This is a genomic window from Streptosporangium sp. DT93, from assembly GCF_049844535.1.
In the GTDB taxonomy this organism is placed as follows: domain Bacteria; phylum Actinomycetota; class Actinomycetes; order Streptosporangiales; family Streptosporangiaceae; genus Streptosporangium.
In genome coordinates, this window is record NZ_JBNCLF010000021.1 from 32,279 (window position 1) to 58,866 (window position 26,588).

Here is a 26,588-nt window from a genome sequence, read left to right on the forward strand (position 1 = left end):
TCGCGCGAAGACCCAGGCGCTCGGCCTTCTCGCAGTTCAGCTCCCCGGTGGTCGCTCCCACCCTATGCGCCAGTCACGGCTTAGACGATAGCGGAAGGACCGGCCCGGCCGAGGCGGCCCGTTCCGCCCCTCGGCCACAGCCGGTCGACCTCGGCGTTGAGCGTGGCGCCGATCAGCACGGCCAGCGCGGTGATGTAGAGCCACAGCAGCACCGCGATGGGGGCGGCGAGCGAGCCGTAGATCGACACCGGCGAGAACCAGGCGGCCAGCACCGCGCGCAGCACGGCGGCGCAGGCGATCCAGATCAGCAGCGCGAGCAGCGCCCCGGGCAGCTCCCGCCACCAGCGTGTGCGGACCGGGACGCTCACGTGGTAGAGCAGGGTGAGGAAGAACACCGAGCCGATGACGACGACCGGCCAGTACAGGACGTCGGCCAGCACGGCGTAGTCGGCGGGCAGGGCGCCGCGCAGCGCGGCCGGGCCCAGGACGAGCACGGGCATCACCACCAGCCCGATCAGCAGGCCCGCCAGGTAGAACCCGAACGACATCAGCCGGGTGCGGATGATGCCGCGCTCCTCGCCGAGGCCGTAGGCGACCGAGATCAGGTCCACGTAGACGAAGAGCGCCCGCGAGCCCGACCAGAGGGCGAGCAGGAAGCCCAGGGAGATCAGCGAGGCCTGGTTGGCGGGGTTCAGCACGTCCTCGATGAGCGGGGTGACGACGCTGTCCACGGCGCTGTCGGTGAACAGCAGGTGGGCCTGGCGGTCGATCCAGTCGCTGACGTCCTGGACGGTCTCCGGGCCGAAGACCCGGGTGAGCTGGCCGAGCACGCCGATGAGGCCGAGCATGAACGGCGGCAGCGACAGCAGCGCGAAGAAGGCGGCCTCCCCGGCCAGGCCGGTCACGCGGTAGGTGATGCCCGCGTTCGTGGTGGCGACGACGAGGACCCAGAAGTCGGTCCCGCGGATCCAGGCGAGCAGTGCCCGCAGCCGGGCCCAGACGCCCCTGCCGCGGACCCACGCGAGCCCGGCACGCCATCGCGCCCGGGGACCGCGCGGCGGGCGGCGCTCCGGCCCCGGCCGCTGGGCCGGGGCATCAGTGGACGTCATGCCACACAACGGTATTCCCCGCCGCGCTTGATCACGAGTCGGCGCCGCCCGGAGAACCCGGCGACCCGGCCGGATCACGGCGGCGTACGGAGGAGTCGAAGGCCCGATCGGGTCATGGCGCCGGCCTGTTCGGCCCGGCCACGGGCGCGCGGACGGCGTTGCGGGGAAGGACGGCCGCACAATGGTCGCATGATCTGTGAGAACTGCAGGGAGCGGCGGCACGAGGAGTGCCGCGGAGGCTCCTGGTGCGACTGCCAGCACCAGGAGAGGGCGCGCGAGGAGGACGGCGACGGCGACGGCGGTTCCGGGCGACCTTCGCCGGAGCCGGCCGAACCCCGCATGAACTGGCTCGGAGAGGGGTGACGCACGGGCACTCCCCGCTCCTCCGGAGGGGGTCTGCGGCGGCCCGGCGACGGTGAGGACCCGGATCCTCCCGCCCCGACGACCGGATCGGGAGCCTGGCGGAGGGTCAGAGCCAGACGGTGCCGAGCCAGGCGGCCGCCGCGGCGGCGACCAGGAGGACGACGTTGAGGCCGATCAGCCGAACCTCCCCCCGGCGCAGGTGGACCACGATGCCGCCGACCTGGACCAGGACGAGGCCGATCGCCGCGGCGACGGCGAGCAGGGGCGCGATCCCGGTCAGCGGCGGCAGGACCAGGCCGGCGGCGCCGAGGATCTCCAGGATTCCGATCGAGCGGACGAGCGGCATGGGGACGGTGTCGACCCAGCCCATCATCGGCTGGAGCCGCTCCCGGCTCTGGAGGACCTTCCTGCCTCCCGCGTAGAGGTAGAGGGCGGCCAGGAGCGCCGCGACGATCCAGTAGGAGATCTCCATGAAAGGCACCTCGGAAGCTCGGAAGTGGCGCAGGCCACGATGGTTACCACTCGTAAGGAGCCCCATGATGCGTCACTATTGAAAGCCGTACAAAAGGCACACAGATGTGCGTTACACACAGGGGAATGTCATGTCGGAGTACGAGCACACCTGCATGATCCGGGGGGACGGGGGGCGGGCCATCCGCGCCATCCTCGACCGGATCTGCAACAAGTGGACGTTGCTGGTCGTGGCGACCCTCGACCGGGGGAGCCTGCGCTTCACCGACCTGCACCGGCAGGTGACCGGGATCTCCCAGCGCATGCTGACCCTGACGCTCCGCAACCTCGAACGCGACGGCCTGGTCTCCCGGACGGTGTACGCCGAGGTCCCGCCACGGGTCGAGTACGCGCTGACCTCCGCCGGCAAGAGCCTCATCCCGCCCGCGCTGGCCCTCGCCGGCTGGGCCATCGAGCACATCCCGCACATCGAGGCCAGCCGGGACGCCTACCGGACCCGGGAGCGATGACCGGTGGCGAGGACCGGGGTTCGGAGATCGGTGACCCCGCGTCCCGCCCGTTGCCCGCCATCGGCCCTCACCGGCTCACGGGGACGCAGTCGAGGACGACCTGCCCGAGCGGGGTGAGGTGGACGCCGGCCAGGTCGAGACCGGCCGCGGCGGCGAGGGCGGCGTGGTCCTCGACGGTGCGCTCGCGGCCCCCGCTGAGCACGAGCATCCGCAGGTCCATCTCGGCGAACGCGGCCGGATCGTCGCCGGAGCCGCCGTTCGTCTCGATCACGACGACCCGCCCGCGCCGCCCGGCCGCCTCGGCGCACCGGCGCAGGATCGCCACGGCGTCCTCGTCGCCCCAGTCGTGCACCACGCGCCTGAGCACGTAGACGTCACCGCCGGCGGGCAGCGGGTCGAAGAAACTCCGGCCGGCGAACGCGCACCGCGCCTCCAGCCCGCGCCCGGCCAGGTACTCCCGGCCCCGCTCCACCGTCTCGGGGAGATCCACGAGCGTGGCCCGGACATCCGGGCCGGTGCCCAGCACCTCGGCGAGCAGGGCGCCGACGCCACCGCCGACGTCGACCACGTGCCGCACGCCGGACCAGTCGTACCCCCCGGCCGCGTCGGCGACCTGGTCCGCCCCGGAGGCCATCGTCGCGTCGAAGGAGGCGCCCATCCGCGGGTCGGCGGCCAGGTGCCGCCAGAACGGGGCGCCGAAGACCGTCTCCCACGCCGGCCGCCCGGTGCGGACCGTGTGCAGCAGGCCGGTGAACGCCAGGTCCATCCGCCCGCCGAAGCCGTCCAGGTCGAGCCGTGTCCGCATCCCCGCGGGGTGATCGGACGCCAGGAGCGCGGCCGGCCCGTTGACGGCGAACCTGCCCGGCTCCGGTTCGGCGAAGACGCCGCGGCGGGCCAGGTGGCGCAGCAGCCTGCCCAGCGCGTCCGCGTCGGTGCCGGAGCGGCGTGCCAGCTCCTCCACGGGCACCGCGTCGCCGGCCATCAGGTCGGCCAGCCCCAGCGTGGCCGCGACCCGCACCGCCATCGGCGTGACCAGGTCCGTCACCGGCGCCAGGACCTGCCAGGCCGCCTCCCACTCCGACGTCCCGCGGCGCGGCTCGTCGTTGTCGTCCTCGGTGTCGGTCATGTCGGTCATATCGTGAAAGCCCTCTCGTCCGGGATGCTGCCCCGCCCTGTGACGATCATCGGCCGGCCGGGCCGCGCGGTCTTGGACGAACCGGAGCCGGGCCGGGGACGAGCCGCGGGAGCCTCCGCCGCGCCCGGTCCCGCCGGGGCCGGCGCGGGCCCGGATCTTGCCCGCCTGTCCAGATCGTGGACCCGACATTGGACATCCGCGATCGCCGGGGTATCGTCGGAGACATGCCAGCGGACCCGTTGCTCGTCGTGCGACGCCACGTCGACCTCCTGCGTGTCCGCAGTGCCATCTGTTGTGACGTCCGTTGATCGTCGCCCCCTGCTGATCTCTTTCAGCTCGGCCGCGTAACCGGCGTCCTCCTCTGAGTGACCGGCCCCCGTACTCGACGATGAGGCGGGAGGTGCCACCGGTGCGCGTCCGGCCATCCCTTCATCGAGCCACAAGAGGACGCGCAATGACGACCCCGGCCAAGCCGGTCAACCGGCACCACAAGCGCCCGCGCGGCGAAGGTCAGTGGGCTCTCGGCTACCGCGAACCCCTGAACAAGAACGAGGAGAACAAGAAGAACGACGACGGGCTCAACGTCCGTCAGCGGATCATCGACGTCTACTCCAAGCAGGGTTTCGACTCCATCGACCCCGCCGACCTGCGCGGGCGGATGCGCTGGTTCGGGCTCTACACCCAGCGCAGGCCCGGGATCGACGGCGGCAAGACCGCCATCCTGGAGCCGGAGGAGCTCGACGACCGCTACTTCATGCTCCGGGTGAGGATCGACGGCGGACGGCTCGACCTGGCGCAGCTGCGGGTGATCGCCGACATCTCCAACCTCTACGGCCGGGGCACCGCCGACGTCACCGACCGGCAGAACATCCAGCTCCACTGGATCGAGATCGAGTCCGTCCCCGACATCTGGGAGCGCCTGGAGGCGGTGGGCCTGTCGACCACCGAGGCCTGCGGCGACACGCCGCGCGTCATCCTGGGCTGCCCGCTGGCCGGGATCGACACCGAGGAGGTCATCGACGGCTCGGCGCTGGTCCAGGAGATCTACGACACCTACATCGGCGACCCGGCCTTCTCCAACCTGCCGCGCAAGTTCAAGTCCGCGGTCAGCGGGTGCCCGGCGCACTGCACCGTTCACGAGATCAACGACGTGGCGTTCGTGGGCGTCGTGAACGAGAGCGGCGAGCGGGGCTTCGACCTGTGGGTGGGCGGCGGCCTATCCACCAACCCGATGCTCGCCAAGCGGCTGGGCGTCTTCCTGACCCCCGAGCAGGTCGCCCCGGCCTACGGCGGCGTGATCGGCATCTTCCGCGACTACGGCTACCGCCGCCTGCGGCACCGGGCCCGGATCAAGTTCCTGATCAACGACTGGGGTGCCGAGAAGTTCCGCGACGTGCTGGAGAAGGAGTACCTCGGGTACGCGCTGCCCGACGGCCCCGCCCCCGAGCATCCGCGCGGCGGCCGCAGGGACCACGTGGGCGTCTTCCCGCAGAAGGACGGCAACTTCTACGTCGGCTTCGCCCCGAAGGTCGGCCGCCTCGACGGCGACAGGCTGCACCTGATCGCCGACATCGCCGAGCGGCACGGCTCGAACCGGGTGCACACCACGGTCGAGCAGAAGATGGTCATCCTCGACGTGGCGCCCGACCGGGTCGAGAGCCTGGTCGCCGAGCTGGAGGCCGGTGACCTGCAGGTCACCCCCTCCACCTTCCGCCGCCAGACCATGGCGTGCACCGGGATCGAGTTCTGCAAGCTGGCCATCGTGGAGACCAAGGCCCTGGCGTCGAACCTGATCGACGAGCTGGAGCAGCGGCTGCCCGGCTTCTCCAGCCCGCTGACGATCAACGTCAACGGCTGCCCCAACTCCTGCGCGCGGATCCAGGTCGCCGACATCGGCCTCAAGGGCCAGCTCGTCGTCAACGACCGGGGCGAGCAGGTCGAGGGCTTCCAGGTCCACCTGGGCGGGTCGCTCGGCGTCAACCCGGGGTTCGGCCGCAAGGTGCGCGGCCTGAAGACCACCTCCGAGGAGCTGCCCGACTACGTGGAGCGGGTGCTGCGCAACTTCGAGAAGCAGAAGGACGACGGGGAGAACTTCTCCGACTGGGTGCAGCGCGCCGACGACGCGGACCTGAAGTGAACGGGACGGGCCGGGCACGGGGCGGGACGGGGGGGAAGCGATGAGCGAGCGAGCGGTCCCCTTCCACTGCCCCTACTGCGGCGAGGAGGACCTGGAGCCCTACGAGGGCGACGGCGGCTGGTACTGCCGGTCGTGCATCCGCGCCTTCAAGCTGAAGTTCCTCGGGATAGGGGCGCGCTCATGAGGCGCGACCACTCCCAGGTGATCGACACGACGATCGACACGACGACCGGCCGGGCCGCACGGGCCCGTACGGCGAACACGGCCCGCGGGGCGAACGAGGATTGGGTGAGCGAGCGATGACAGTGGTGGACGTCGAGGTCGGGTTACGCCGGCAGCGGGGCGAGCTCGACATGCAGGACATCGTCGAGTCGGCCGCGCGGTTCCTGGAGGACGCCTCGGCCCTGGAGATCATCCGCTGGGCGGCGGCGACGTTCGGCGACCGGCTCTGCCTGACCGCCTCCATGAGCGACGCCCTGCTGATCGACCTGGTCAGCCGGGTCAAGCCCGGCGTGGACGTGTTGTTCATCGACACCGGCTACCACTTCGCCGAGACGGTCGGCACCCGCGACGCCGTCCAGCAGGTCTACGACGTCAACGTGATCGACGTCAAGCCCTCGCGCACGGTCGCCGAGCAGGAGCGCGACCTGGGCCCGCGACTGTTCGGGCGCAACCCCGACCTGTGCTGCTACCTGCGCAAGGTCGAGCCGCTCAACCGCGCCCTGGAGCCCTACCTGGCCTGGGTCTCCGGCATCCGCCGCGACGAGGCCGTCACCCGCGCCGGCGTCAAGGTCGTCGAGTGGGACGCCAAGCGCCAGATGGTCAAGATCAACCCGATCGCCCGGTGGACGCAGCAGGACGTCGACAACTACATGGCCGACAACGGGGTGCTGGTCAACCCGCTGCACTACGACGACTACCCCTCGATCGGCTGCGCCCCCTGCACCCGCCAGGTCGCGCCGGGCGAGGACCCCCGCAGCGGCCGGTGGGCCGGCATGGGCAAGATCGAATGCGGATTGCACGTATGACCTGGCGCTCCGGCGCCGCCGCGTCGCCCCCGGTCCGGCCGGTCCCGCTCGTCGCCGTGGCGCACGGGTCCCGTGACCCGCGTGCCGCCGAGACCGTGCAGGACCTGCTCGACCTGGTGCGGCGGGCGCGGCCGGACCTGCCGGTGCGCACCGCCTACCTCGACCACGCCTCCCCCACGCTCCCGGCCGCGCTCTCCGGCCTGACCGAGGCCGTGGTGCTGCCGCTGCTGCTCACCGAGGCCTACCACAGCCGGGTCGACATCCCGGGCGCGCTGGCCGCGGTGACGGCCCGGCGCCCGCGGCTGCGGGTGCGCACGGGCACCACGCTGGGCCCGCACCCGCTGCTGGTCGACGCCCTGGAGCGGCGCCTGGCCGAGGCGGGGGCGCGCGCGGACGATCCCGGTACCGCGGTGGTGCTGGTCTCGGCCGGTTCCGGTGACCGCAGGGCCAACGAGACGGTGGCCGGGATCGCCCGGGAGTGGGAGGCGCGGCGCGGCGGGCGGGTGGTCGCCGCCTACGCCTCGGCGGCGGGGCCGGCCCCCGAGGAGGCGGTGCTGGACCTGCGCCGGTCGGGGGCAGCGCGGATCGTCGTCGCCCCCTACCTGCTGGCCCCGGGCCACTTCGCCGACAGGATCCGCCGCGAGACCCTGGCGGCGGGCGCCGAGGTGGTCGCCGAGGTGCTGGGGGCCGCCCCCGAGGTCGCGGCGGTGCTGCTGGAACGCTACGACCTGGCGGCGCACCGGCCCCGGATGCTCGCCACGGCCTGACCCGGCTGCCCGGCCCCGGCGGGCCGCGTCGGCACCCGCCCCGCCGGCACCGGCCCGGCTCGGCTCGGCCCTCAGGAGGACCCGAGGGCGGGTTTGGACGGGGTGCCGCCGTCGTCCGCGCAGCTGAGCTGGACCATCTCCCCGGTGCGCGGGTCGAGCTGGCGTACCCTGTCCCGGCACTCGGGTTCGGCGAGCCGCTCGACCCGGATCGACCATTCGCTGTCGAACGGCCACTGGTCGGCGATCAGGCGGCCCGCGGTGGCGGCGTCGATCGACCGGGGCACCGGGGTGTCGTCCCTGGTCCTCAGCACGATGCCGGTCACGGTGTGCCGGGAGCCGACCTCGCCCCTGAGCCCCTGCCAGAGCAGGTGGACGGTCCCGCCGGGCGTGCAGGCCCCGGCCCTGACGAGGTGGCCGTCGACCCAGAGCGCGGCGGCGTCGGCGGGCCCGTGGCAGCGCAGCGTCACCTGGATGTGCGGCGTGGTCCGCGTGAAGGTGAGCTCCTCGCGCACCCCGCCCCTGCGGTAGGTCATCGCCTCCAGCCGCTCGTGGACGTTGAGCCCTCCGACCGGAGCCTTGACGATCTTGAGTGCCCCCGGCGGCTGTGCCATCAGCCCGGTCCACTCCCGCCCTGTCGCGGTGTCCCCGCCGGTCAGGCCGAACGCCAGCGCCCCCGCGAGGCCGGCGGCGGCCACTGCGGCCGCGGCCCGGCGCCGCCTGATCGCCCGGGCACGCCGGTGGACGCCGGCGAGGGTCACCGTGCCGGCGTGCCCCCCGCCGTCGTCCCGGTCGAGGATCTCGCGCAGTTCGGACTCGGTGATCGCCATTTCAACTCCCCATGGTCATGACGGCGCCGGCCACCGGATCGACGCGCAGCTTGCGCAGCGCCCGGCTGGCCTGGCTGCGCACGGTCGCGACCGAGCAGTCGAGGATCTCGGCGATCTGCCGGTCGGGCAGATCGGCGAAGTACCGCAGGACGATCACGGCCCGCTGCCTGACCGGGAGCCGTGCCAGGGCCTGGCGGACCGCCTCTCGGGTGGCCACCGCCTCGGCGGTGTCGGCGTCCGGCGTCTCCGGGAGCGTCTCGCTGGGCAGCTCTCCCCGCCATCTGCGCCGCCACCAGGTGGCGTGCGTGTTGACCAGGATGCGGTAGACGTACGGGTCGGGGTTCTCGCCCACCCTGCGCCAGGCGAGCCACGCCTTGGCCAGCGCGGTCTGCAGCAGGTCCTCGGCGGTTCCCCAGTCCCGGCAGAGGAGGTAGGCGGCTCGCAGGAGGCGAGGCGAACGCTCTTTCACGTACTGCTCGAAGTCGGCCCGATCTCGCATCGGGGATCCTCACTGCTCGGTGTATGTCACCGATCACTACGCCCCGGCGCCGCCGGGGCGTTGCACGCGTCCGCGCTCTTGCGCGCTCTCCCGGGCCCTTGCGCGACGGGGCCGCCGTCAGTGCCCGGGCGGGTACGGGGGCTGCGGCGGGTACGGGGGCCGCGACGGGTCCGGAGAGGGCTGCGCCGGGGGGTGGGCCTGGTGCTGCGGCCCGGTGGCGTGCCAGGAGTGCGGGGAGCCCGCGGGGCGGGGCGGGATCGGGCGGTGGTGGGACTCGCCGGTGAGCTCACCGCGCATCTCCTCCCACTGCTCCCGCCAGGCGGACCAGGCCTTCTTGAGGGGCTTGGTCCGCGAGTCGCCGACCACCTTGACGTCCCCCATGACGGCGTAGGCGGTGACCCGCACGACGGGCGCGTGCGTGCCCGGCGGGGCCTCGACGACCTGGACCTTCTTGTCCCCCATGATGGCGATGCCGTCGAGCTCGACGTCCACGCCGTCCGGGACGATGATCTTCACGTTGCCCATGACCGCGGTGGCCATGATGTCCACCCCGCCGGTGCGGACCTCGGCCTGGCGCAGGTCCAGCACGACGTCCCCCATCAGCGCGACGGCGCCGAGCGGCTTGTCGATCCGCCAGGTGCCGCGCTGCTTGGAGCTGCCCATCACCGCCACGAACCAGCGGCGCGCCTGGCCGGCCGGCCGCGGGGCCGGCGGGTGGGCGGGCGCGGCGGGACGGACGCCCGGCAGGTCCGAGGTGACCACGGCGAGCTCGGCCTGGGTGCGCGCGGTGTAGGCGGCCTCGGTGCGCTCGGTCAGCTCCCCGAGGGTCAGCCGCCCCTCGACGGAGGCGACCCGCAGCCACTCGACGGCGGACTCGCGCTCGGCGTCCGAGACCCGCATCTCCCCGGAATCATTCATAACTCACAACATATCGCGAGTTGTCTCGATAGAGGATCCTTCAGACGAATGAAGGTCGATGCACCATGATTGATCCCGGCCTCCTCCCGCCGTCCTCCCCTCGCCGCCACCGGCCCCGGCGTACGGCCCGGACACCGGGACACGCCCTATGATCCGGAGGCATGTACCGAGAACTCCTGGACGCGGTGGCGGCCGACGACGCCGAGCGGACCGAGCTGCTGCTGCAGGGCGGGACGAGCGCCGACCCCGAGGGCGCGGAAGAGCCCACCGCGCTGTACCTGGCGTCGAACCGGGGCCGTGTCGCCGTCGTGCGCGCGCTGCTGGTCCACGGGGCCGACCCCAACCGGATCAGCGGCGGCGAGGACGAGGGCCTGCCGCTCTGCGTGGCCTCCGCCTGGGACCACGACGAGGTCGTCACGGCCCTGCTGGCCGCCGGCGCCGACGTGGCCGGACGGGAGGCCGGGGGCTGGACCGCGCTGCTGTGGGCGTCCGCCAACGGGCGGGCCGACGCCGCGCGGGTGCTGCTCGCGGCCGGGGCGAGCCCCGAGGAGGCCAACGACAGCGGCGAGACCGCGCTGACCCTGGCCTCCCGGCGCGGCGCGCTCGGCGTGGTGCGGGCGCTGCTGGAGCACGACGCCGAGGCCGGCCGGCCCGACGGCGACGGCGACACCCCGCTCTCCATCGCCTACGACTGGCTCGGCACCCAGCTGGAGAGCGCGCTGCTGGAGCAGCTCACCGAGCAGGCCCCGGAGGGCTCGCAGTTCGTGGTGGGCCGCAGCCGCGCCAAGGACGGCACCGACCTGGTCACGGTCGCGGCGGTGGGCCCGGACGGGACCCGGGAGGCCGAGCTCACCTGCCAGCGCGGGCACGCGGCCGTCGCGACCCTGCTGGAGGACGCCACCGGCGAGCGGCTCCCCTTCGACGACCTGGTGGAGCGGGCGATGCCGTACCGGGACGTCGACGAGGAGGCCGAGACCTGGTGGACCGTGGCGAGCTCGCTGAGCCGGCGCGGCGACCGGGACACCTTCGAGGCGGCGGTGCGGCTGTGCGCGAGCGAGGACCCCCGCAAGCGGGAGTTCGCCGTGGACGTGCTCGCCGAGTTCGGCTTCGCCGAGGGCGAGAAGCCCTACCTGGAGGAGGCCCTGCCCGTGCTGCGGCGGATGGCGGCCACCGAGGGCGACGAGCGGGTGCTGCGCTCGGTGCTCGGCGCCCTGGGCCACCACGCCGACCCCCGCGCCCTGCCCGAGGTACTGGAGATCGTCACCGCCGGCGGCTGGACCCGTACCCAGGCCGACCCGGCCGCGCTGGCCGCGGTGCTGCCGCCGGGCCACGCCGAGGGGCTGGCGCTGCTCGTCTCGATGACGCGCGACCCCGACCCGGAGGTCCGCGACTGGGCGACCATGGGCCTGGCGGGGCTGGCCGAGGACGGCGAGGAGATCCGCGAGGCGCTGGCCGCCCGGCTGGAGGACGAGGATCTGAACACTGTCGCGGAGGCCACCCGCGGCCTGGCCACCCGGGGCGACGAGCGTGCCCGGCGGGGCGTCGAGCGCGTGCTCGCCGAGAGCGACGAGGACGACGACTACGCCCGCGACCTGGTGAAGAATCTCTGACCCGGCCGCCGCCGCCCGATCCGGCGGCGGCGCCGGTCCCGGAGGGGGAGGGAGGGGCCCGTGGACGGCCCCGCCCTCCCCTCTCCGCCGAACGGGACACATCGCCACAACCGCATACGTAGGTCCTGCGAAAGGGTGTTGAGATAGGGAGAGACCGGTGAAGTGCCGGACAAGTTCAGCGGAGGCCGAACGTGACCCATGACGTCTTCAACCAGGCCCGCCCGCTCGCCGGGCACGACGTGTCCGCCGACGCCGCGCTGATGGACGGCGTGATCCGGGAGGGTGCGGACTGGGCCACCGGGGAGCTGCGGCGGCTCGGCCTTCAGGCCGGCTCCGAGCAGGCCCAGGAGTGGGGACGGCTGGCCAACGAGCACCCTCCCGTCCTGCGGACCCACGACCGGTACGGCCACAGGATCGACGAGGTGGAGTACCACCCCGCCTGGCACGAGCTGATGACCGTGGCGGTCGAGGCGGGCATGCACGCCACCCCCTGGGCGAGTCCCCGGCCGGGCGCGCACGTGGCGCGCGCCGCCAAGTTCTACGTCTGGAGCCAGGTCGAGTCCGGGCACGGCTGCCCGATCTCGATGACGTACGCCTCGATCGCGGCCCTGCGCCACAGTCCCGCGCTGGCGGCCGAGTGGGAGCCGGCACTGGCCTCGCGGAGCTACGACTTCGGGCTGCGCCCGCCGCTCGGCAAGCGCGGTGTGCTCGCCGGGATGGCGATGACCGAGAAGCAGGGCGGCTCCGACGTGCGGGCCGGCACCACCCGCGCCGAGCCCGCGGGCGACGGGAGCTACGTCCTGACCGGTCACAAGTGGTTCAACTCCGCGCCGATGTGCGACGTGTTCCTGGTCCTGGCCCAGGCGCCCGGCGGGCTGTCGTGCTTCCTGCTCCCCCGGGTGCTGCCGGACGGCACCCGCAACGCCGTGCACCTGATGCGGCTGAAGGACAAGCTGGGCAACCGGTCCAACGCGAGCGCCGAGGTGGAGTACCACGGCGCGACGGCCTGGCTGGTGGGCGAGGAGGGCCGGGGCGTGCGGACCATCCTGGAGATGGTCAACATGACCCGGCTGGACTGCGTGATCGGCTCGGCGGCCGGCATGCGGTACGGCGTGACGCAGGCGGTCCACCACGCCCGTCACCGCAAGGCGTTCGGCAGGCACCTGGCCGACCAGCCCCTGATGCGCAACGTCCTGGCCGACCTGGCGCTGGAGTCGGAGGCGGCGACCGTGCTGATGACGCGGCTGGCCGGGGCCACCGACCGGGCGATCGCCGGTGACCGGGCCGAGGCCGCGCTCCGCCGCACCGCGTTGGCCGTGAGCAAGTACTGGGTCTGCAAGCGCGCGCCCGTGCACGCGGCCGAGGCGCTGGAGTGCCTGGGCGGCAACGGCTACGTGGAGGAGTCGCAGATGCCCCGGCTGTTCCGCGACTCCCCGCTCAACGGCATCTGGGAGGGCTCGGGGAACGTCGCGGCGCTGGACGTGCTGCGCGCCCTGGGCCGCGAGCCCGAGGCGCGGGAGGCGTTCTTCGACGAGGTCTCGCTCGCCGCCGGGGCCGACCGGCACCTGGACGGCGCCGCCGACCGGCTGCGCAAGGCGCTGGACGACCCCACCGACCTGGAGGTCCGAGCCCGGCGCGTCGCCGAGGACATGGCGCTGGTGCTGCAGGGCTCGCTGCTCGTGCGGCTGGCCCCGGCGGCCGTCGCGGACGCGTTCTGCGTCTCCCGGCTGTCCGGCGAGGGGGGTCACGCCTTCGGCACGCTCCCGGCCGGCCTGGACCTGGACACGCTCGTCGGGCGCGCGGTCCTCTGACGGGCCTGGGCCTGGAGACGCTCATCGGACGCGGGCTTCCGATCGACCTGGAGGTGGACACGCTCGTCGGGCGCGGCTTCTGACCGGCGTGGACCTGGACACGCTCGTCGGGCGCGCGGTCCTTCGACCGGCCGACGGTCTCCGGGGGGCCCGGCGGTAGGGTCGTTCATGGCCAACGCCTCATGATCGAAAGGACAATCGCCATGGCGACGACACGTACCGCGACGACCCAGTGGAAGGGCGCGCTGCTCGACGGTTCCGGCAACGTCTCCCTCGACACCTCCGGGGTGGGCACCTTCGACGTGACCTGGGCCTCGCGTTCCCAGGAGCCGGACGGCAAGACCTCCCCCGAGGAGCTCATCGCCGCGGCGCACTCCTCGTGCTTCTCGATGGCCCTCTCCCACGGGCTCGCCCAGGCCGGCACGCCGCCCCAGACGGTGGAGACCAAGGCCGACGTGACCTTCCAGCCGGGCGAGGGCATCACCGGGATCGTCCTGTCGGTCCGCGCCCAGGTCGACGGCCTGACCGCCGAGCAGTTCCAGGAGGCGGCCGAGACCGCCAAGACGAACTGCCCCGTGAGCAAGGCCCTGACCGGCACGACGATCACGCTCAACGCCGAGCTGCTGAGCTGAGAGCGGCTTTCCCCGCCCGCGGCCGGTCCGGGTCGGCTCAGGCCGGCTCGGCCGGATCCGGCCTGTTCAGGCCCGGCCCGGTCTGTTCAGGCCCAGGCCGGCCCGATCGGGTCCGGTCCTGCCCGGTCTGGCCCGGCGAGGCCGGTCCGGTCCGGGCCGTTCCGGCGAGGTCCGGCGAGGTCCTGCGAGGTCCGGGGCGGTCCGGGCCGGCCCGATCGCGGCGCCCGTACGGCCGCTCGTGCCCCAGGGATACGGGTGGTCCGGCGAGGTCACGGAGAACATACCTAAATACCCGGACAAAACTCCTCATTGCCACCTTAAAGTGACAGGAGCAAGAACACCCTTCGCACGGGGGGCGGATCAGAGGAGAATAGGGTCATATGCGCGAAGTCTGGCCGGGGCAGTCCTATCCGCTCGGCAGCACCTGGGACGGCGTGGGAACCAACTTCTCCCTCTTCTCCGAGGTGGCCGAGCGGGTCGAGCTCTGCCTCTTCCCGGACGACGGCCCCGAGGAGCGCGTCGAGCTGACCGAGGTGGACGCGTTCGTCTGGCACGGCTACCTCCCGGGCGTCCAGCCCGGCCAGCGGTACGGCTACCGCGTCCACGGCCCGTACAACCCCTCCCAGGGGCACCGGTGCAACCCCTCCAAGCTGCTGCTGGACCCCTACGCCAAGGCCGTCGAGGGCGACGTCGTGTGGAACGAGGCGATGTTCTCCTACCGGTTCACCGATCCGGGGAGCCGCAACGACGAGGACACCGCTCCCTTCATGCCGAAGAACGTGGTGATCAACCCGTTCTTCGAGTGGGGCGACGACCGCTCCCCCCGCACCCCGTACCACCAGACCGTGATCTACGAGGCGCACGTGCGCGGGCTGACCATGCGCCACCCCGCGGTCCCCGAGGACCGGCGCGGCACGTACGCGGGCCTGGCCCACCCCGCGGTCATCGAGCACCTGCTGAGCCTGGGCGTCACCGCGGTGGAGCTGATGCCGGTCCACCAGTCGGTGCCCGAGCACGCGATGGTCGCCCGGGGGCTGACCAACTACTGGGGCTACAACACGATCGCCTACCTGGCCCCGCACGCCGGCTACGCCCGCTCCGGCCTGCGCGGCGAGCAGGTGCAGGAGTTCAAGGCCATGGTGCGGGCGCTGCACGAGGCGGGCATCGAGGTCATCCTGGACGTGGTCTACAACCACACCGCCGAGGGTGACCACATGGGGCCCACCCTGGGCTTCCGCGGCATCGACAACAGGGCCTACTACCGGCTGCACGACGGGGACCGGCGCTACTACCTCGACTACACCGGGTGCGGCAACTCCCTCAACGTCCGCTCCCCGCACGCCCTGCAACTGATCATGGACTCGCTGCGCTACTGGGTCCTGGAGATGCACGTGGACGGCTTCAGGTTCGACCTGGCCTCCGCGCTCGCCCGGGAGCTGCACGACGTCGACCGGCTGAGCGCCTTCTTCGACCTGATCCAGCAGGACCCGGTGATCTCCCAGGTCAAGCTGATCGCCGAGCCCTGGGACGTGGGTCCCGGCGGCTACCAGGTCGGCAACTTCCCGCCGCTGTGGATGGAGTGGAACGGCAAGTACCGCGACAGCGTGCGCGACTTCTGGCGCGGCAGCGGGTCCGCGCTGCCCGAGTTCGCCTCCCGGCTCACCGGGTCCGCCGACCTCTACGCCGTCTCCGGCCGCCGCCCCGTGGCCTCGATCAACTTCGTCACCTGCCACGACGGGTTCCCCCTGAACGACCTCGTCTCCTACGACCACAAGCACAACGAGGACAACGGCGAGGACAACCGGGACGGCACCGACGACAACCGGTCGTGGAACTGCGGGGTCGAGGGGCCGACGGAGGACGCGCAGATCATGAGCCTGCGCCGCCGCCAGCGCCGCAACCTCCTGGTCACCCTGTTCATCTCCCAGGGCGTTCCCATGATGCTGGCCGGGGACGAGTTCGGCCGGACCCAGCACGGCAACAACAACGCCTACTGCCAGGACAACGAGATCTCCTGGATCGACTGGTCGCTGGCCGAGCGGGAGGGCGACCTCCTCGGCTTCGTCAGGCGCCTGTCCGCGCTGCGGCGCGAGCACCCGGTGTTCCAGCGGCGCCGCTTCTTCCACGGGCACAAGGCCGCCGACGGCACCCGCGACATCGTGTGGTTCACCCCCGCCGGGGAGGAGATGTCGGCCGGCGACTGGCACACCGGGTACGCCAAGTCGCTGACCGTCTTCCTGAACGGCGACGCCATCACCGAGCCGGGGACGCGCGGCGAGCGGATCGTGGACGACTCGTTCCTGCTGCTGATCAACGCCCACCACGAGGACATGATCTTCGCCCTCCCCCAGGGCAGGTACGGCGAGCGGTGGCACCGCGTGCTGGACACCGCCGACGACACCGACGACACCGTCGGCGCGGCCGACGTCGTTGACGGCGCCGATGCCGTCGGCGTCGTCGTCGGCTCCCCGCAGGGTCCTCCGGCCTCGGAGGAGCACTGGCCGGCCGAGAGCTCGGTCAAGGTGACCTCCCGCTCGGTGCAGATCCTGAGCTGCGCGCGCGGCAGGTCCTGAGCTCCCCGGGACGGGTCCCGGAGCCCCGCGCGGCCCTGGACCCCGGACACCGGACGCGGTCGGGCCCAGGACGCCGGAGACGACCGCGGCTCCGGCCCCGGGCGCGACCGTCTCTCAGACCCCGGACGCGACCGTCTCTCTCAGGCCCCGGACGCGACCGCGGCGGTGAGCAGGACCAGGACGAACGTCGTCACCCCGGCCACGCCGTGCAGCACGACGGCGACGACCGGGAAGCGCTGCTCGGCGCCGCGGGCGTGCCGTCCGCCGCCCAGCCAGCGGGTGAACATGGTGAACCCCAGCAGCGCGGAGGCCGTGAGCACCCCGAACGAGAGCCAGGCGAAGATCCGCTCCAGGGTGAGCACGTAGACCACCCAGCAGGCCAGGGCGGAGATCGCCAGGACCGGATGGGTGAAGATCAGCAGCGTGGGGAAACGGGTGACCTTGGTCGCCTGTTGTCGGAGCCCTCCCCCGGAGAGCCACACGTACAGCAGGTAGATACCGACCATCGCGGTGATCAACCATGTCACGATCGCGACCAGGCCCACGCATTTCTCCCTCTTCCCGGTGGAGGAATCATGTATCTTCCGGCGCCCGAAGTCACTACCGGCCATCACATCCGGTATCGCCCGCGCCGGGAGAACTCACCGCGGCCTCCCGTGCGAAGCTGGGACGGTGCGCCTCATCCATCCCGGCCCGTCGACGGAGATCGACCTCGCCCGGGCCTACGCCTACCCGGCCGCCCCGTGCCTGCGGCTCAACATGGTCGCCAGCGCCGACGGCGGGACCTGGTTCGAGGGACGCTCGGGCGAGCTGTCCGGCAGCGGCGACCGCCGGGTCTTCCACGTGCTGCGCGGCCTGGCCGACGTCATCGTGGCCGGGGCGGCGACCGTACGGACCGAGGGGTACGGCCCGGCCCGGCCGAAGCCGTCGTGGCGGGAGCTGCGCGAGGGCCGGCCGGCCGTCCCGCCCGTCGCGGTGATCACCCGCGGCCTCGACCTGGACCTGTCGGGCCCGCTCTTCACCGAGGCGGCACCGGACTCCCGGACGATCGTCGTCACCTGCGAGGCCGCGCCCGTGGAGCGACGGCGCGAGGCGGCCCGGCACGCCGAGGTGATCGTGGCCGGGGACGACCGGGTGGACCCCGCGCTGGCGGTACGGGAGCTCGCCGGGCGCGGGCTGGGCCGGATGCTCTGCGAGGGAGGCCCCAGGATCAACGCGCAACTGGCCGGAGCGGACCTGGTCGACGAGCTCTGCCTGACGGTGAGCCCGATGCTGATCGGCGGCGACTCGGCCCGGCTCCTGGACGGCCCGTCCTCGCTCGTCCGGCTGCGCCTGGCGCACGTCCTGCGGGACGAGGGGTTCCTCTTCCTGCGCTACGTCCGCGGCGGCGCGGAGCCCTCGGGACACGACGGCGCCGAGACGGGCTAGCGACGGGGCGGGGCGGGCGTCGGGGTCGCCGGCACGACCGGCGGCGAGATCGGTGACGGTGACGCCGACGGCGGAGCCGGCGGCCGGGGCGGGGAGGAGGCCGATGGCGTGGCATGTGGTGGGCATCGGCTCCCCGGCGTCCGCGCTGGAACGGTGCCGGCTGGACATATCACTGTCGAAACGATATATCTCGACCATGGAACGATCATCATCCTCCTCCGGTGACGAACTCCGCGCCTCGCTCGCGGCCCGCCGGGATCTCGGCCCGGACTACGAAGACTCTCTCGTGGAGGGTTTCCTGGAGAAGATGGACCAGGAGATCGACAGGCGGGTGGACGAGCGGCTCGCCGCGCGTGCCCCCGCCAAGGCCCCTGCGGTCGCTCCCTCGGTGGACGCCGGGCAGCGGCTGGCGCTGGCCATCGTCTCCCTCGTGGCCGGAGTGCCGGCGACGATCGGCATCACCTACTCCGACCTGGGCGAGTCGCTGCTCGCGTTCATCCTGGTGCTCCTGTGGGTCGGAATCGTCGCCGTGAACGTGTCGTTCGTCCTGGGGCGCCGCCGGGGCTGACCCCCCCTCACACCGCCCCCGTACCGCCTCCACGCCGTCTCTCGCACCGGCCCCACGCCATCCCGCGCCGAGCCCTCTCCGCACGCCGAGCTTCCGCTCCTCCCTTGAGCAAGCGTACGCTTGGGCAAGTTTCCGGTACGGCTGACGCGGGAGTGACGAGTGAACGAGTACCGCAACCTGATCGGCGGCCGGCTGGTCGCCGCGGCCGGCGGCCGCACGCTGGACTCGGTCGACCCGGCCACCGGCGAGGTCTGGGCCCGCGTCCCGGCGAGCGGCAGGGCCGACGCCGAGGCCGCCGTCGCGGCGGCACGGGAGGCGTTCCCCGCCTGGTCGGCCCTGCCCGCGCTGCGCCGGGCGCACCACCTGCGCCAGGTGGCGGAGGTCTTCGCCCGGCACGCCGGGGAACTGGCCAGGATCGAGACCAGGGACAACGGGCGCATCCTGCGCGACACCCTCAACAGGGACCTTCCCGGCATGACCCACCTGTGGCAGATCGCGGCCGGCCAGGCGCTCGACGCGGTCAAGGGCGAGACCGTGATCCTGGGACCGAACAGCCTCGGGCTCACCCGGCGCGAGCCGTACGGGGTCGCGCTCTGTGTCATCCCGTGGAACTCCCCCATCTCGACGTTCTCCGCCAAGGCCGCCTACGCGCTGGCGGCGGGGAACACGGTGATCGTCAAGCCCGCCGAGCAGGCGTGCGCCTCGGTGCTGCGGCTCGGGGAGCTGCTGGCCGAGGTGCTCCCGCCCGGCACGCTCAACATCGTCAGCGGTCTCGGCGAGGACGTCGGCGACCCGCTGGTGCGCCACCGCGGGGTCGACAGGATCAGCCTGACCGGCTCCACCCGGACCGGGCAGGCGATCACCCGGGCCTCGGCCGACAACCTCAAGCCGCTGACGTTCGAACTCGGCGGCAAGTCGCCGAACATCGTCTTCTCCGACGCCGACCTGGACGCCGCCGCCCGGGGGGTGACGGTCGACTCGGTCTACACCGGCAACGCCGGGCAGGTCTGCGTGGCCGGGTCCCGCATCCTCGTCCACCGGCCGATCTGGGAGGAGATGATCGGGCGGATCGCCGAGATCGCCTCGAACGTCCGGCTGGGCGACCCGATGGACATGGCCACCACGATGGGCCCGATCGTCTCCGCCGACCAGTACGAGCGGGTCGTCTCCTACCTGGAGATCGCCGAGAAGGAGGGCGCCGAGCAGGTGTTCGGCGGGCGGACCGGGGCCGACGTGGTCCCGTCGCTGCCCGGCGGGTACTGGGTGTCGCCCACGCTCCTGACGACCTCGGACAACCGGCTGCGCGTCTGCCAGGAGGAGATCTTCGGCCCGGTGGCCGTGGCCCTCCCCTTCGACACCGAGGACGAGGCGCTGGCCATCGCCAACGACTCCCCGTACGGGCTCGCGGCGGGGGTGTGGACCCGCGACCTGGCCCGCGCCCACCGGTTCGTCCGCGAGCTGCGGACCGGCACGGTCTGGGTGAACACCTTCCGCCAGATGCCCCCCGGGCTGCCGTTCGGCGGCGTCAAGGACTCCGGGTACGGGCACGACGCCGTGCTGGAGTACACCAGGGAGAAGGCCGCGATCATCCAGACCTGACCCGCGCGAGAGGCCGCGATCGTCCGGACCTGGTCCGCGGAAGGGGCCGTGATCGTCCGGGTGGGCCTGTGACGGGTAGGTCCGCCCCGGAGCCGCCACGGCGGCGGGACCGGGCACTCGACGGGACGGACGCACGGCCACCTGTTGCTCGCCGGGCTCAGGCGCTGGCGCGCCACCCGGACGGCGGCTCCGGCCGGTCCGCAGAGCGCGAACCGCCGGACAGATGGTCTGACCCCTCAACGGGAAGGTGATACACCTCCCCATAAGGGAAGACGCGGGAACGGGCACCAAAGGATGCCTCACCCGTCAAGATTTTCCCGCATCCCGCCCCGGGCGCCTCTTCAGGGCCTCGCGCCCCCGGGTGGTTCCGCCGGGCATCCGGCTCACCGCATAGGCTGGTGGGATGGAAAAGGTGCTAAAGAGCGACGCCGAGTGGCGCGTCCAGCTCTCCCCCGAGGAGTTCCGCGTTCTCCGCCAGGCCGGGACCGAGCGTGCCTACACCGGGGAGTACGTCGACACCAAGACCGTGGGCGTCTACAGCTGCCGGGCCTGCGGCACCGAGCTGTTCAGGTCCGACACGAAGTTCGACAGCCACTGCGGCTGGCCGAGCTTCTACGAGCCGTCGAAGTCGGAGGCGGTGACGCTGATCGAGGACCGGTCGATGGGCATGGCCCGCGTCGAGGTGCGCTGCGCGACCTGCGACTCGCACCTCGGCCACGTCTTCCACGGAGAGGGCTACGGCACGCCCACCGACGATCGCTACTGCATCAACTCGGTCTCCCTGAGGCTGGAACCCGCAGGGTGAACCACCGCCGCTCGCCCGCCGGCGTCCACCGGCGGTGAGCGGCCGGGAGGCCGGTCCCGTCCGGAAGAGGGCGGGCCACATCACGCGTAGTATTCGATGGTCTCCGAAGCGTGTCTCCCTAAGGAGTCTCCGTGCATCTCCGCCACAGGTGGGAGGTCGTCGAGACCATCGGCCAGGTGATCACCCAGCGCTGCGCGATCTGCGGCAGGACCAGGGTCCGGGTGACCTCCACGCGGCGCGGCGCGGGCTACTTCCCCGGCCGTGGATAGGTCAGGCGGCAGTCGGGATCGTCCGGGCCGAGCATGTTGGCCAGGACCGGATTGCCGTTCTCCCCGAACTCGGCCTGAACGAAGACCACCGGGCTGGGCGTGCCGAGCTCTCCGACGAGGTAGTCGACCCCCGCCTCGCAGAGCTTGACGGCCTGCTTGGAGTTGTCCGCCGACTCCGGCAGGTCGGTATATATCCGGAGATAGCCTCCGACCATGCGGATGTCCTTGACCCTCTTGCTCGCCTTGTGACCCTTGAAGTAGGCCACCGCGTCCCTGTCGGTGTGCTTGGACGGCCCCGACGCCTCGGTCTCCCTGGTCCGCTGCCGCTTCTTCTCGGCCCTGGCCCGCTCCTCGGCGTCCTTCTTCGCGCTCGCGGCGTTCCGGCCGTCCACCTCGGCGGCGACCACGGTGCCGCCCGCGGGTGCCGCGGGCGTCGCCGCCGCGGGGACCGGGCCGTTCGGGGCCGACGCCCGGGCCGTCCCGCTCCCGGGGACCGCCTCGTCGGGGAACCACACCCCGCCGATCGCGAGGGCGCCCACCGCCAGCGCGGCGATGCCCGCCGAGACGTCGAGGACGCGTGAGCGTGACTGCTTTCTCCGGCGCCCTCGAGCACGCCGCCTGGATCGTGCCAGAGCTTCGCCCCTTTTCACCCTTGGCCTCACATCGACAGGTGATTTTCCCCGAGTATGGCAAATTCACGGGACGGTAAAGAGACCTTGGCGAGATTATTTTCGTCCGGTCGCCACAGGGGGCGCGTTCTTTCCCCGGAGCACCTCCCGTCCCGCCGCGTACCGGCGGGACGGGGCCGGAGGACGGTGCCGCCCTCGCCGCCCTCGCCGCCCCGGCGCACGGCGGCACGGCGGCACGGCCGGAGCGGCGTCCGGCGGCGGTGCCCGGTTAGGGCAGCGCCGCGATCAGCTCGCCCGCGGGCTTGCGGACGCCCGTGTAGAAGGGGATCTCCTCGCGGGTGTGGCGCCGCGCCTCGGCGCCGCGCAGGGTGCGCATCAGGTCGACGATCCGGTGCAGCTCGTCGGCCTCGAAGGCCAGCATCCACTCGTAGTCGTTCAGCGCGAAGCAGGAGACGGTGTTGGCGCGCACGTCGGGGTAGTCGCGGGCCATCCTGCCGTGCTCGGCGAGCATCCGGCGGCGGTCGGCGTCGTCCAGGAGGTACCACTCCAGCGAACGCACGAACGGGTAGACGCTCACGTACGCGCGCGGCTCCTCCTCGGCCAGGAAGGCCGGGATGTGCGACTTGTTGAACTCGGCCGGGCGGTGCAGCGCCATGGCCGACCACACCGGCTCCGACAGCCGTCCCAGGCCGGTGCGGCGGAAGCGGGAGTAGGTCTCCTGCAGGTCCTCGGCCGTCGGGGCGTGCCACCAGAACATGAAGTCGGCGTCGGCGCGGAAGCCGGCCACGTCGTACAGGCCGCGGGTCACCACGTCCTTGCGCGCCATCTGGTCCATCAGGTCGTCGACCTCGTCGGCGATGCCCTCACGGTGCCCGGGACAGCGCTCGCTCATCCTGAACACCGACCACATCGTGTAACGGATCACCTCGTTCAGGTCGCGTGCCTTGGGCCGCGGGTTCACGTCCGTCGTCCTCACCCCTTCGTCAGCGAATCGGTCCTGCCGTGCCATTCTCCCGTCGGATCCAGGTGGTCCAGTATCCGGGCCGCCGCCGTGCGGGCGGTCGAGACGCAGGCGGGGATGCCCAGCCCGTCGTAGGCGGCGCCGCACAGGGCCAGCCCCGGCAGGGCCGCGGCGGCCGAGCGGATACGGGCCACCCTGTCGAGGTGACCCACCTCGTACTGCGGCAGGGAGCCGCCCCAGCGGGTCACCCGCGAGTCGCGGACCGGCCCGCGCACGCCCATCACGCCGGCCATCTCGGCCGTGGCCGCCGCGACGAGCTCGGCGTCGTCGCGCTGGAGCGTCGTCTCCTCTCCGACCCGGCCGATCGAGCAGCGCAGCAGGATCAGGCCGGGGCCGGTCTCGGCCAGGTGCGGCCACTTGACCGAGCTGAACGTGACGGCCTTGACCGTCCGCCCGTCCACGGCCGGCACCAGGTAGCCGCTGCCGTCCGGCGGCCGGGGGAACGCCTCGCGTGGGTAGGCCAGCGTGACGATGGCCATGCTCGCGTACTCGATGCGGGCCAGCTCGGCGGCGGCCGAGGACGCTTCCCCGGCGAGCAGCCTGCTCGCCGCGGGGGCCGGTACGGCGAGGATCACCGCGTCCGCCTCGACGGTCTCCGGCGCGGGGACCGGGCCGGTCACCAGCAGCCAGCCCTCCGGGGTCCGCCGCAGCTCCCGTACGGTGACCCCGGTCCTGATCTCCGCCCCGGAGGCCGCGGCGACGGCCTCGGGGAGGCTGCCCATCCCCCGGCGCAGCGTGGTGAAGACCGGCCCGGCGTCCTTGGGCGCGTCGGCGGAGATGTGCCGGGCGGCGGCGAGCAGCGACCGCTCCGACCGGGCGGCGGCGGCGATCCTCGGCATGGTGGCGTCCAGCGAGAGCCGTTCGGCCCTGCCCGCGTAGACGCCGCCGAGCAGCGGCTCGACGAGCCGGTCGACCACCTCGCCGCCCATCCGGGCGCGGATGTAGGCCGCCACCGAGACGTCGGCGCCGATGCGCGTGGCCGGCAGGACGGCCTCCAGCCCCGCGCGGGCCAGGCCGCCCGGGGACAGGACGCCCGACCTGGCCAGCGCCACCAGGTCCGACGGCACGCCCATGACGTGCCCCTTCGGCATGGGCCGCAGCGTCCCGCGGCTCAGGATGCTCGCCCGGGTGGTGCCGGGAAGCCGCAGTTGCTCGCCCAGTCCGACCGCCCCGGCCAGGTCCTTGCCCTCGGGACGCCGGGCGAGCATCGCCTCGGCCCCCGTGTCCACCGTGACGCCCGCCACCTCGGCGGCGTGCAGCTTGCCGCCGATCCGCGGGGCGCCGTCCAGGACGGTGATCCTGAGGTTCTCGTCACCCCGTCGCAGGTACCACGCGGCGGCCAGCCCGGCGATCCCGCCGCCGACGACCACCACGTGCCTCCGGTTGCCTTCCATGACTCCTGACCGTATCGCTCCGGCCCGGCGGCCCCCTCTCCCGCCCCGCGCCCGCGCGACGCGGAACGTGACGCCATCGTGACCCCTTCGCCTCGAACCTCCTGGTCGACCGCTTCGTCATCATGGTCATGAGCAGATTCCGGTACGGTCCCCGCCTGGCCGTCTCCCTGGCGGGCCTGACACTGCTGGCGACGGCCTGCGGTGGAGGCGAGCTGACCGCCACGTCCTCCGACGCCGCGTCCCCCGCCTCCGGCTACAACGCCGACGGGGGGTCGGAGGCGGGGCCGGCGTCCGCGCGGGCACTGCGCGAGGCACCCGCCAAGGCCCCCGAGGAGCAGGCGGGCTCCCCGGGGACCGGCCGGGTGGAGGTGGTCCCGCAGGACAGGGCCATCGTCTACACGGCCGAGATGACCGTGCGGGCCAAGGACGTGACGGCCGCGGCGGACGACGCCCGCCGGATCGTCACCGCCGCGGGCGGCTACCTGGCCATGGAGAGGTCGGACGCCCGCTCCGAGGGCGAGGGCAGCGCGACGCTGGTCTTCAAGATCCCGCCGGGGAACTACACCGGCACGCTCGACCGTCTCGGCAGGGAGCTGGGCACCCGCGAGTCGCTCCGGCAGAACACCGAGGACGTCACCGAGGAGGTGGCCGACGTGGAGAGCCGCCTGGCGTCGGCCAAGGCGGCCCTGGACTCGCTGCGCACCCTGCTGAAGCGGGCCAACACGATCGGCGAGGTGCTCAAGGTGGAGCGGGAGCTCTCCAACCGCGAGAGCGAGCTGGAGTCCCTGCAGGCACGGCAGAAGTCGCTCGCCTCACAGACGAGCGCGGCGACGCTGACCCTGAACCTGGTCGGCCCGGCCGCGGTGGTCACCCCGAAGGACGACGGGCCCTCCGGCTTCCTGGAGGGACTGAAGGAGGGCTGGAGCTCCTTCGTCACCGCCGTCAAGATCGGCCTGACCCTGCTGGGCGTGCTGCTCCCCTGGCTGATCGCGATCGCCCTGGTCTGGCTGGTCGTGGCCTTCCTGCTCCGCCTCAGGAGGCGCGGTGGCCCCGGGCACGGCCCGGCCGGGCGGCCCTCGGCCCCCCTCCTGCCCTTCTCCGGTCCGGAGGAGAACCGTGCGGACGAGAACCGCACGGAGGACGACCGCACGGAGGACGACCGTGCGGAAGACGGCCGCGCGGTGAGGGAGGACGCCGGTGAGGGGCGCGACGGGACCGGGGCATCCGAACCGGCACCGGCCGCGCCGGAGGCGGCGCGTCCCGCGGGCACCGGAGGGACGGCCCCGGAAAGGCCGGCGGGACCGGCCTCCCCCTGACCCGCCGACGAGCGCCCGGCCGGGGGCGGTCAGCGGGCCGAGGACTCCTGCACGAACGCGGTGAGGCGGGCGAGCTGGTCGGGGTCGGTGCCGGGCAGCACCCCGTGGCCCAGGTTGAACACGTGGCCCTCCAGCCCGGCGGCGCGGGCGAGGATCTCGCCCGCCCTCCGCTCGACGACCTCCCAGGGCGCGAGCAGCAGGGCCGGGTCCAGGTTGCCCTGGAGCGCCTTGCCCGGCCCCACCCGCCGGGCGGCCTCGTCCAGCGGGACCCGCCAGTCGACGCCGACCACGTCGGCCCCGGCCTCGCCGAGCAGGCCGAGCAGCTCGCCGGTGCCGACCCCGAAGTGGATGCGCGGGGCGTCCAGCCCGGCCAGGCCGTCGAAGATCCGGCGGGTGTAGGGCAGGACGAACTCGCGGTAGTCGTCGGGCGAGACGGCGCCGACCCAGGAGTCGAAGAGCTGGACGGCGGAGACGCCCGCGGAGAGCTGGATGCGCAGGAAGCCCAGCGTGATCTCGGTCAGCCGGTCCATGAGCGCGTGCCAGAGCTCCGGCTCGCCGTACATCATGGCCTTGGTGTGGTCGTGGTTCTTGGAGGGGCCGCCCTCGATCAGGTACGACGCCAGCGTGAACGGCGCGCCCGCGAAACCGATGAGGGGGGTCGCGCCCAGCTCCTTGGTCAGCGCCTGGACGGCCTCGGTGACGTAGGAGACGTCGTCGGGCTCGATCGGGCGCAGCGCGGCGGCCGCACGGGCGTCCCTGATCGGCTCGGCGACCACCGGGCCGACGCCGGGCTTGATGTCCAGGTCGACGCCGATCGCCCTCAGCGGGACGACGATGTCGCTGAAGAGGATGGCCGCGTCCACCCCGTACCGGCGTACCGGCTGCATGGTGATCTCGGTGACCAGGTCGGGGGTCGCGCAGGCGGTGAGCATCGGCACCCCCTCGCGGATCGCCCGGTACTCGGGCAGCGAGCGACCGGCCTGGCGCATGAACCACACCGGCGTGTGGGAAACGGGCCGGCGGTGGCAGGCGCGGAGGAAGGTGGAGTCGGCAGGCTCGGAAGTCACCGTTCCAGGGTCCCACGACGGGGGACCGGTCGGCTCCGCAGGTCACGGGCCGGTGCGGCCGCCGGGAAATCACCGGATATTCGCTTCGTTTGTACCTGAGAAT

Annotated in this window: 28 protein-coding genes and 1 riboswitch; of the genes, 17 read left to right on the forward strand and 11 right to left on the reverse strand. The window is 72.9% G+C overall.

What is annotated here, in order from left to right:
- Positions 1–3: 3 nt before the first annotated feature.
- Positions 4–87: riboswitch (ZMP/ZTP riboswitch) on the reverse strand.
- Positions 81–1,109, reverse strand: a complete 1,029-nt coding sequence (locus ACLQ2R_RS32895; protein ID WP_386244820.1) for a YihY/virulence factor BrkB family protein — start codon at positions 1,107–1,109, stop codon at positions 81–83. It overlaps the preceding riboswitch by 7 nt.
- Positions 1,110–1,298: 189 nt before the next feature.
- Here ACLQ2R_RS32895 and ACLQ2R_RS32900 point away from each other — a divergent pair, with 189 nt between their 5' ends.
- On the forward strand, positions 1,299–1,472 hold the full coding sequence (locus ACLQ2R_RS32900) for a hypothetical protein (RefSeq protein WP_425965241.1): 174 nt from the start codon (positions 1,299–1,301) through the stop codon (positions 1,470–1,472).
- Positions 1,473–1,578: 106 nt separating this feature from the next.
- On the opposite strand, the gene ACLQ2R_RS32905 is transcribed toward ACLQ2R_RS32900, so the two are convergent.
- Positions 1,579–1,944 carry a DoxX family protein gene (locus ACLQ2R_RS32905; protein WP_425965242.1) on the reverse strand — a complete coding sequence of 122 codons (366 nt, stop codon included), beginning with the start codon at positions 1,942–1,944 and terminating at the stop codon, positions 1,579–1,581.
- Positions 1,945–2,074: 130 nt separating this feature from the next.
- On the opposite strand from ACLQ2R_RS32905, the gene ACLQ2R_RS32910 reads away from it, so the two are divergent.
- The gene (locus ACLQ2R_RS32910; RefSeq protein WP_425965243.1) at positions 2,075–2,452 is read left to right on the forward strand and encodes a winged helix-turn-helix transcriptional regulator; all 378 of its coding nucleotides are present in this window, start codon (positions 2,075–2,077) and stop codon (positions 2,450–2,452) included.
- 67 nt (positions 2,453–2,519) lie between these two features.
- On the opposite strand, the gene ACLQ2R_RS32915 is transcribed toward ACLQ2R_RS32910, so the two are convergent.
- The gene (locus ACLQ2R_RS32915) at positions 2,520–3,578 is read right to left on the reverse strand and encodes a methyltransferase (protein WP_425965245.1); all 1,059 of its coding nucleotides are present in this window, start codon (positions 3,576–3,578) and stop codon (positions 2,520–2,522) included.
- A gap of 463 nt (positions 3,579–4,041) precedes the next feature.
- Here ACLQ2R_RS32915 and ACLQ2R_RS32920 point away from each other — a divergent pair, with 463 nt between their 5' ends.
- Genes ACLQ2R_RS32920 through ACLQ2R_RS32940 form a run of 5 tightly spaced genes read left to right on the forward strand, consistent with a single transcriptional unit; the run spans position 4,042 to position 7,519 of the window.
- The gene (locus ACLQ2R_RS32920) at positions 4,042–5,724 is read left to right on the forward strand and encodes a nitrite/sulfite reductase (protein WP_425965247.1); all 1,683 of its coding nucleotides are present in this window, start codon (positions 4,042–4,044) and stop codon (positions 5,722–5,724) included.
- Between the two features lie 40 nt (positions 5,725–5,764).
- Positions 5,765–5,908, forward strand: a complete 144-nt coding sequence (locus ACLQ2R_RS32925) for an Insertion element protein (RefSeq protein WP_386244844.1) — start codon at positions 5,765–5,767, stop codon at positions 5,906–5,908.
- A complete protein-coding gene (locus ACLQ2R_RS32930; protein WP_425965249.1) occupies positions 5,905–6,027 on the forward strand; it encodes a hypothetical protein in 123 nt (40 codons plus the stop codon). Before ACLQ2R_RS32925 ends, ACLQ2R_RS32930 begins: the two co-directional genes overlap by 4 nt.
- The gene (locus tag ACLQ2R_RS32935; RefSeq protein ID WP_425965251.1) at positions 6,024–6,752 is read left to right on the forward strand and encodes a phosphoadenylyl-sulfate reductase; all 729 of its coding nucleotides are present in this window, start codon (positions 6,024–6,026) and stop codon (positions 6,750–6,752) included. Before ACLQ2R_RS32930 ends, ACLQ2R_RS32935 begins: the two co-directional genes overlap by 4 nt.
- Positions 6,749–7,519, forward strand: a complete 771-nt coding sequence (locus tag ACLQ2R_RS32940) for a sirohydrochlorin chelatase (RefSeq protein ID WP_425965253.1) — start codon at positions 6,749–6,751, stop codon at positions 7,517–7,519. Before ACLQ2R_RS32935 ends, ACLQ2R_RS32940 begins: the two co-directional genes overlap by 4 nt.
- 71 nt (positions 7,520–7,590) lie before the next feature.
- Here ACLQ2R_RS32940 and ACLQ2R_RS32945 read toward each other — a convergent pair whose 3' ends face one another.
- The 3 genes from ACLQ2R_RS32945 to ACLQ2R_RS32955 form a co-directional block, all read right to left on the reverse strand.
- Positions 7,591–8,346 (reverse strand): hypothetical protein, encoded by a 756-nt coding sequence (locus ACLQ2R_RS32945; protein ID WP_425965255.1) that lies wholly within the window; start codon positions 8,344–8,346, stop codon positions 7,591–7,593.
- Position 8,347: 1 nt separating this feature from the next.
- Entirely contained in the window at positions 8,348–8,845 is a 498-nt protein-coding gene (locus ACLQ2R_RS32950; RefSeq protein WP_425965257.1) for a SigE family RNA polymerase sigma factor, read from the reverse strand.
- A gap of 117 nt (positions 8,846–8,962) precedes the next feature.
- Positions 8,963–9,763 carry a DUF1707 SHOCT-like domain-containing protein gene (locus ACLQ2R_RS32955; RefSeq protein WP_425965259.1) on the reverse strand — a complete coding sequence of 267 codons (801 nt, stop codon included), beginning with the start codon at positions 9,761–9,763 and terminating at the stop codon, positions 8,963–8,965.
- Between the two features lie 161 nt (positions 9,764–9,924).
- Between ACLQ2R_RS32955 and ACLQ2R_RS32960 the strand changes: the two genes are divergently transcribed.
- The 4 genes from ACLQ2R_RS32960 to glgX all read left to right on the forward strand — a co-directional run bounded on the left by ACLQ2R_RS32960 (position 9,925) and on the right by glgX (position 16,389).
- Positions 9,925–11,373, forward strand: a complete 1,449-nt coding sequence (locus tag ACLQ2R_RS32960) for an ankyrin repeat domain-containing protein (protein ID WP_425965261.1) — start codon at positions 9,925–9,927, stop codon at positions 11,371–11,373.
- Positions 11,374–11,564: 191 nt separating this feature from the next.
- Entirely contained in the window at positions 11,565–13,184 is a 1,620-nt protein-coding gene (locus ACLQ2R_RS32965) for an isovaleryl-CoA dehydrogenase (RefSeq protein WP_425965263.1), read from the forward strand.
- A 203-nt stretch (positions 13,185–13,387) separates the two neighbouring features.
- Positions 13,388–13,816: an OsmC family peroxiredoxin gene (locus ACLQ2R_RS32970; RefSeq protein ID WP_425965264.1), complete on the forward strand. Its 429-nt coding sequence runs from the start codon at positions 13,388–13,390 to the stop codon at positions 13,814–13,816.
- Between the two features lie 380 nt (positions 13,817–14,196).
- Positions 14,197–16,389, forward strand: a complete 2,193-nt coding sequence (gene glgX, locus ACLQ2R_RS32975; protein WP_425965266.1) for a glycogen debranching protein GlgX — start codon at positions 14,197–14,199, stop codon at positions 16,387–16,389.
- A 140-nt stretch (positions 16,390–16,529) separates the two neighbouring features.
- Here the strand turns inward: glgX and ACLQ2R_RS32980 are convergent, their stop codons facing one another.
- Entirely contained in the window at positions 16,530–16,934 is a 405-nt protein-coding gene (locus ACLQ2R_RS32980) for a hypothetical protein (protein WP_425965268.1), read from the reverse strand.
- A 127-nt stretch (positions 16,935–17,061) separates the two neighbouring features.
- Between ACLQ2R_RS32980 and ACLQ2R_RS32985 the strand changes: the two genes are divergently transcribed.
- From ACLQ2R_RS32985 to ACLQ2R_RS33005, 5 genes are all read left to right on the forward strand, one after another.
- Complete coding sequence (locus ACLQ2R_RS32985; RefSeq protein ID WP_425965269.1) at positions 17,062–17,817, forward strand: pyrimidine reductase family protein; 756 nt, start codon at positions 17,062–17,064, stop codon at positions 17,815–17,817.
- A 103-nt stretch (positions 17,818–17,920) separates the two neighbouring features.
- A complete protein-coding gene (locus tag ACLQ2R_RS32990; RefSeq protein ID WP_425965271.1) occupies positions 17,921–18,385 on the forward strand; it encodes a hypothetical protein in 465 nt (154 codons plus the stop codon).
- Positions 18,386–18,544: 159 nt separating this feature from the next.
- Complete coding sequence (locus tag ACLQ2R_RS32995) at positions 18,545–19,984, forward strand: aldehyde dehydrogenase family protein (protein WP_425965273.1); 1,440 nt, start codon at positions 18,545–18,547, stop codon at positions 19,982–19,984.
- 403 nt (positions 19,985–20,387) lie between these two features.
- Positions 20,388–20,789 carry a peptide-methionine (R)-S-oxide reductase MsrB gene (gene msrB, locus ACLQ2R_RS33000; RefSeq protein WP_425965275.1) on the forward strand — a complete coding sequence of 134 codons (402 nt, stop codon included), beginning with the start codon at positions 20,388–20,390 and terminating at the stop codon, positions 20,787–20,789.
- 131 nt (positions 20,790–20,920) lie between these two features.
- Positions 20,921–21,058 (forward strand): hypothetical protein, encoded by a 138-nt coding sequence (locus ACLQ2R_RS33005; protein WP_425965277.1) that lies wholly within the window; start codon positions 20,921–20,923, stop codon positions 21,056–21,058.
- On the opposite strand, the gene ACLQ2R_RS33010 is transcribed toward ACLQ2R_RS33005, so the two are convergent.
- The 3 genes from ACLQ2R_RS33010 to hemG form a co-directional block, all read right to left on the reverse strand.
- Positions 21,037–21,597 (reverse strand): hypothetical protein, encoded by a 561-nt coding sequence (locus ACLQ2R_RS33010; protein WP_425965279.1) that lies wholly within the window; start codon positions 21,595–21,597, stop codon positions 21,037–21,039. The two genes, ACLQ2R_RS33005 and ACLQ2R_RS33010, sit on opposite strands and share 22 nt — an antisense overlap.
- A 358-nt stretch (positions 21,598–21,955) precedes the next feature.
- Positions 21,956–22,597 carry a hydrogen peroxide-dependent heme synthase gene (hemQ, locus tag ACLQ2R_RS33015; RefSeq protein WP_386245052.1) on the reverse strand — a complete coding sequence of 214 codons (642 nt, stop codon included), beginning with the start codon at positions 22,595–22,597 and terminating at the stop codon, positions 21,956–21,958.
- Between the two features lie 62 nt (positions 22,598–22,659).
- Positions 22,660–24,102, reverse strand: a complete 1,443-nt coding sequence (gene hemG / locus ACLQ2R_RS33020) for a protoporphyrinogen oxidase (RefSeq protein WP_425965281.1) — start codon at positions 24,100–24,102, stop codon at positions 22,660–22,662.
- 128 nt (positions 24,103–24,230) lie between these two features.
- Here hemG and ACLQ2R_RS33025 point away from each other — a divergent pair, with 128 nt between their 5' ends.
- Positions 24,231–25,418, forward strand: coding sequence for a DUF4349 domain-containing protein (locus ACLQ2R_RS33025; protein WP_425965283.1), 1,188 nt, complete (start codon positions 24,231–24,233; stop codon positions 25,416–25,418).
- Between the two features lie 29 nt (positions 25,419–25,447).
- Here ACLQ2R_RS33025 and hemE read toward each other — a convergent pair whose 3' ends face one another.
- The gene (gene hemE / locus ACLQ2R_RS33030; RefSeq protein ID WP_425965285.1) at positions 25,448–26,485 is read right to left on the reverse strand and encodes a uroporphyrinogen decarboxylase; all 1,038 of its coding nucleotides are present in this window, start codon (positions 26,483–26,485) and stop codon (positions 25,448–25,450) included.
- Between the last annotated feature and the right edge of the window lie 103 nt (positions 26,486–26,588).

What these genes read in the sequence shown, in the direction of transcription:
- ACLQ2R_RS32900 (WP_425965241.1), top strand. Translation starts at nt 1,299, where the DNA reads ATGATCTGTGAGAACTGCAGGGAGCGGCGGCACGAGGAGTGCCGCGGA.
- hemQ (WP_386245052.1), bottom strand. Translation starts at nt 22,597, where the DNA reads ATGTGGTCGGTGTTCAGGATGAGCGAGCGCTGTCCCGGGCACCGTGAG.
- ACLQ2R_RS32950 (WP_425965257.1), bottom strand. Translation starts at nt 8,845, where the DNA reads ATGCGAGATCGGGCCGACTTCGAGCAGTACGTGAAAGAGCGTTCGCCT.
- ACLQ2R_RS32915 (WP_425965245.1), bottom strand. Translation starts at nt 3,578, where the DNA reads ATGACCGACACCGAGGACGACAACGACGAGCCGCGCCGCGGGACGTCG.
- ACLQ2R_RS32945 (WP_425965255.1), bottom strand. Translation starts at nt 8,346, where the DNA reads ATGGCGATCACCGAGTCCGAACTGCGCGAGATCCTCGACCGGGACGAC.
- ACLQ2R_RS32935 (WP_425965251.1), top strand. Translation starts at nt 6,024, where the DNA reads ATGACAGTGGTGGACGTCGAGGTCGGGTTACGCCGGCAGCGGGGCGAG.
- ACLQ2R_RS32955 (WP_425965259.1), bottom strand. Translation starts at nt 9,763, where the DNA reads ATGAATGATTCCGGGGAGATGCGGGTCTCGGACGCCGAGCGCGAGTCC.
- ACLQ2R_RS32905 (WP_425965242.1), bottom strand. Translation starts at nt 1,944, where the DNA reads ATGGAGATCTCCTACTGGATCGTCGCGGCGCTCCTGGCCGCCCTCTAC.
- hemG (WP_425965281.1), bottom strand. Translation starts at nt 24,102, where the DNA reads ATGGAAGGCAACCGGAGGCACGTGGTGGTCGTCGGCGGCGGGATCGCC.
- ACLQ2R_RS33025 (WP_425965283.1), top strand. Translation starts at nt 24,231, where the DNA reads ATGAGCAGATTCCGGTACGGTCCCCGCCTGGCCGTCTCCCTGGCGGGC.
- ACLQ2R_RS32990 (WP_425965271.1), top strand. Translation starts at nt 17,921, where the DNA reads ATGGCGTGGCATGTGGTGGGCATCGGCTCCCCGGCGTCCGCGCTGGAA.
- ACLQ2R_RS32930 (WP_425965249.1), top strand. Translation starts at nt 5,905, where the DNA reads ATGAGGCGCGACCACTCCCAGGTGATCGACACGACGATCGACACGACG.
- ACLQ2R_RS32960 (WP_425965261.1), top strand. Translation starts at nt 9,925, where the DNA reads ATGTACCGAGAACTCCTGGACGCGGTGGCGGCCGACGACGCCGAGCGG.
- ACLQ2R_RS32920 (WP_425965247.1), top strand. Translation starts at nt 4,042, where the DNA reads ATGACGACCCCGGCCAAGCCGGTCAACCGGCACCACAAGCGCCCGCGC.
- ACLQ2R_RS32895 (WP_386244820.1), bottom strand. Translation starts at nt 1,109, where the DNA reads ATGACGTCCACTGATGCCCCGGCCCAGCGGCCGGGGCCGGAGCGCCGC.
- ACLQ2R_RS32940 (WP_425965253.1), top strand. Translation starts at nt 6,749, where the DNA reads ATGACCTGGCGCTCCGGCGCCGCCGCGTCGCCCCCGGTCCGGCCGGTC.
- ACLQ2R_RS32925 (WP_386244844.1), top strand. Translation starts at nt 5,765, where the DNA reads ATGAGCGAGCGAGCGGTCCCCTTCCACTGCCCCTACTGCGGCGAGGAG.
- msrB (WP_425965275.1), top strand. Translation starts at nt 20,388, where the DNA reads ATGGAAAAGGTGCTAAAGAGCGACGCCGAGTGGCGCGTCCAGCTCTCC.
- ACLQ2R_RS32970 (WP_425965264.1), top strand. Translation starts at nt 13,388, where the DNA reads ATGGCGACGACACGTACCGCGACGACCCAGTGGAAGGGCGCGCTGCTC.
- ACLQ2R_RS32910 (WP_425965243.1), top strand. Translation starts at nt 2,075, where the DNA reads ATGTCGGAGTACGAGCACACCTGCATGATCCGGGGGGACGGGGGGCGG.
- glgX (WP_425965266.1), top strand. Translation starts at nt 14,197, where the DNA reads ATGCGCGAAGTCTGGCCGGGGCAGTCCTATCCGCTCGGCAGCACCTGG.